At 43.0% G+C, this 3,771-nt stretch carries 4 protein-coding genes and 1 pseudogene; 1 reads left to right on the forward strand and 4 read right to left on the reverse strand.

The features are described from left to right. Positions 1-487: pseudogene (locus F6K20_RS28460) on the reverse strand (hypothetical protein); the annotation flags it as partial. 69 nt (positions 488-556) lie between these two features. On the opposite strand from F6K20_RS28460, the gene F6K20_RS28465 reads away from it, so the two are divergent. Next, complete coding sequence (locus F6K20_RS28465; RefSeq protein ID WP_287251249.1) at positions 557-1,819, forward strand: ABC transporter substrate-binding protein; 1,263 nt, start codon at positions 557-559, stop codon at positions 1,817-1,819. A gap of 254 nt (positions 1,820-2,073) precedes the next feature. Here F6K20_RS28465 and psbV2 read toward each other — a convergent pair whose 3' ends face one another. The 3 genes from psbV2 to F6K20_RS28480 all read right to left on the reverse strand — a co-directional run bounded on the left by psbV2 (position 2,074) and on the right by F6K20_RS28480 (position 3,713). Then, entirely contained in the window at positions 2,074-2,679 is a 606-nt protein-coding gene (psbV2, locus tag F6K20_RS28470; protein ID WP_287296913.1) for a photosystem II cytochrome PsbV2, read from the reverse strand. Between the two features lie 234 nt (positions 2,680-2,913). Further along, complete coding sequence (gene psbV / locus F6K20_RS28475) at positions 2,914-3,402, reverse strand: photosystem II cytochrome c-550 (RefSeq protein ID WP_287296914.1); 489 nt, start codon at positions 3,400-3,402, stop codon at positions 2,914-2,916. A 128-nt stretch (positions 3,403-3,530) separates the two neighbouring features. Continuing rightward, positions 3,531-3,713, reverse strand: coding sequence for a translation initiation factor IF-2 (locus tag F6K20_RS28480; protein WP_287265908.1), 183 nt, complete (start codon positions 3,711-3,713; stop codon positions 3,531-3,533). Between the last annotated feature and the right edge of the window lie 58 nt (positions 3,714-3,771).

Genomic DNA, 3,771 nt, shown 5'->3' on the forward strand with positions numbered 1-3,771 from the left:
TTGGAATTCCCAAAGCTTCCAAAGCCCGGAGACGGGACTGAGCATTGTAGCGATCCATAAATGTACCTACTTGAATCACACCCTCTCCCTCGCGCACAAACGCTTGTGGTTCAATTTCTTGTACTTGGGATAACAACAAATAACTATCACCCACCACATCAACCCGATAGAGATTAGCGATGGGTATTGATCTATTCGTTATGGATCGATTAGTGTCGTTGACCTTTAACTCAGGTGGATTAAGAGTATTGCTTGACCGGTTGGGTGAGGCGGTCGGCAAAAATAAAGGGGGAGTGTTAACCGATGGTAGAGAAGATGGGGTCATAGTTGGTAGAGGCTCCCCAAAAAATCTCGGTTCTGATGAAGTTTGGGCAGTAGCTGGCCTCAGATCCACCATCACTGTTTGCCCAGTCAGTAGCAACAGTAGCCAACCAGTTACCTTAATCAGTGTTTTAGGATTTTTGAATTGGTCAGACAGTCTGCTCATAATCGGTATTGCACTCTAGTAGAATTAGTAGGTTATATCAATTTAAATTTACCCGTCAACCCTAAACAAATGACTAAAATCCTGTCAAAATGGGTAATCTTACCGCTGATAATTCTCTGCATTATAGCCTGTGGCAGCAGTAACCTAGATGGAGTAACCACCGTCACTCTCGGTGGTTGGCAAAGCAGCCCTACTGAAAAACAATTACTAGAGCAAGTACTAAAAGAATTTGAAGCTAAACATCCCAAGGTAAAGGTTAAGCTTGAAGTCATCACTGGTCAATACATGGATGTGATCAAAACCCGATTAATTGGTGATGCAGCTCCAGATATCTTTTATTTAGATGCCTATGAAGCCCCATTACTAATGATTCATGATGTTTTGGAGCCTTTGGATGACTACATTAAGCGCACTGATAATTTTGATGTAGCTGACTTTGAACCCTCTCTGTTTAAAGCATTCCAATATAATGGAATAATCTACGGATTGCCTAAAGATTTTTCCACCCTTGCCCTTTTTTACAATAAGCAATTATTCAAACAAGCTAATTTAACTCAACCACCCCAAACTTGGGAAGAATTACGGGATTATTCCCAAAAACTCACCGTTGATAAGAATCGCGATGGCAGAAATGAACGCTATGGTTTGGGAATTAATCAGGAGCTGGCTCGTCTCTATTTTTTCATTAAAGCTTTTGGAGCTAACTTAGTTGACAAAAACGGCTACGCTACCTTTGCCACTCCTGAAAGTTTTAAAAGTCTTAAAACTGTCATTGACCTATACCGAAACTACCAGTCTGCTGCCTTACCTTCAGACGTTGGGGCTAGTTCTGGTAGCGAAATGTTTGGTCAGGGTAAAACCGCAATGGTCATCGAAGGTAGCTGGGCGATTCCTTATCTCAAAGACACATTTCCTAAAATTAAATTCGCCACCGCTGAAGTTCCCTCCTTAGGTAGTAAAAAAGGAACAATGGCTTATACCGTTGCTTATGTGATGAACAAGCAAGCTCAACATAAAGAAGCAGCTTGGCAACTAATTTCCTATCTAACCGGCAAAGAAGGAATGAAAGCTTGGGGAAAAGCCGGACTAGTACTACCTTCTCGGCTATCTGTGTTATCGGAACTAGGCTATCAAAAAAATCCCCTCTATGCTCCTTTTATTAAAGGAGCCGCCTATGCAACCATTTGGCAGGCTGGGGAAACCTTGCCAACCATTCAAACCCATTTCGATAATCAATTTCTGAGTGCCTTACTGGGTGAGCAATCCTTAGAAAGTGCTATGAAGAAAGCCCAAGAATCAGCTAATGAAGAGATTCGAGCAGGTGATTACTAACTAAGTTTTAGGGAGTCGGGAGTCGGGAATCGGGAATTGGGAGTCGGGAGTATGGGGGGAGGGAATAGGCAAGAGGCAAGAGGCAAGAGGCAAGAGGCAATACTTAGATGTTGCACCAGTACAAAAAAACTTAATAACGGAAGTGATAACAATCAATTTCAGTGCTGAAAGAATGAAATCTTATTGCTGTTCCCTGTTCTATGTTCCCTGTTCTATGTTCCCTGTTCCCTATTCCCTGTTCCCTATGCCCTAACTTAAAATAAATCCTCAGTTCCCCATGCTGGTCCTTTCTGTGCAGCTCTGATCACAAATGCCGCTAACTTCTCGATTTTTTCCTGTGATAGCCAACTCTCTGGAACTTTGCGGCACGAGAAGCTTTCCTCGGTACCATCATAGGTCATCGGTTGCCTCATAAAAGTAACTAAACGATTGAGATTATCCCGAGGTGGTTTTGCCCCAGCTAGCCTCTCCAGAGATAGAGATACAGTGGGATTAATAATATTAGATCCTCCCACATGACACCTCTGGCAATTTTCGGAAAATAAATTTATACCAAAGGACAAGTCTTCGCCATCAAACAGCTTAGTCTCTCCCTTGCCATCTAAAGAAATCGGTACAGGTTCTGCTACGTCTAGGTAGCGCCTGACGTAGTCGTTAACCGGAGCCTGGGCTGGTGAACTAACCGTGCATGTCTCTAGGCAGAACACCAGAACCACTAGCAGCAAATAACGGATTGATAGGAATAGACCTCTTGCCAAAGTAGTGTTTTGATACTGTTTCCGTGAATTGTTGTCCACTATTCCCTGTTCCCTGTTCCCTATTCCCAACTTCTCAAAGAAGTCTAATAATCTACGGAGCATTGAGTATTATTGAGTATTTAAGGTGATATGTACTGATTGAGCAACAGGGCAGCGGCTTCTTCTATTAGCGATTAGGGTCTAGTTAAGGAACCTTAGGGTTATTGATTTTGGTTAACCCCTAACCCCTAACCCCTAACCCCTAACTGCCAAAAGAAGAAGCCTCTGCCCTTGCTGCTTAAATAAGCATAAAGCCTTTCGCTTCGTGCTTCTTAACCTCTCTACAAACAAACGTAATTAGTTACAGACCTTACCACAACCCCACGTTTTGCTTTTAGTGTTGACCTCATAGAGAATATAACCAGCAATATCAACGAGTTCATCTGTGGTGACATTCCTCATATACCGAAAAATATCAGCACTATCAGTGCTTGGATGAAATATAGAAATATCAATTTCCCCGTCGTAGGAGGTAGGATGCTTGAGGTAGTCTACTAAAGCCTCCAGGTTATCACGGGGTGGCGTTGCGTACTTTAAGTCTTCAGCAGCAAGAGTAACGTTAGGGTCAGTTTTACTGTAACCTCCTTTGTGACATTGAGAACACTTATCGTTAAACAAGCGTAAGCCCTCAGTGACCTCTTCGTTACTCAGAACCACCATGTCACCTGCTTCATTTAAAGGTACGGTGCGGTCCTTTTCAAGCAGATCGAGGGCTGCTGAACTGCCCACTGCAATATGAAAGGCAAAGAATAGGGTTGCCGTGATCAGCAAGATAAATCGCTTCATTGTTGATTCTCCTCTAAAAATGTGGCTCATATGGGATTAGTTTTTCAAAACAGCATTAACTGATTCCCTGCACATTCTCTCGCTGAGGGGGATCCGAGTCAACCAATCACGGCTATCTAACTCAGGTATTAATGATTACCCTTTGTTTCAGACAAAATCTTTAGTATAACAGCCTTGGCATCTTCTAGAGGCAGATGGGTGTCTTGATTTTTGTAAGCAATGCCCAACTGCTGGCATAGATCGAATACCTCTTCTACTCGAAGGTCATACTCGGCGGCAATTTCCACAATTGACAAGTCTGCAAAGCCCATAATGCAATAGTAACTAAGGAACAGGGGTAAGAGTGTGGGGAGAGTGGGAAGCGTGGGA

Origin of the sequence: Moorena sp. SIO2C4, assembly GCF_010672485.1 — a bacterium.
GTDB classification, from domain to species: domain Bacteria; phylum Cyanobacteriota; class Cyanobacteriia; order Cyanobacteriales; family Coleofasciculaceae; genus Moorena; species Moorena producens.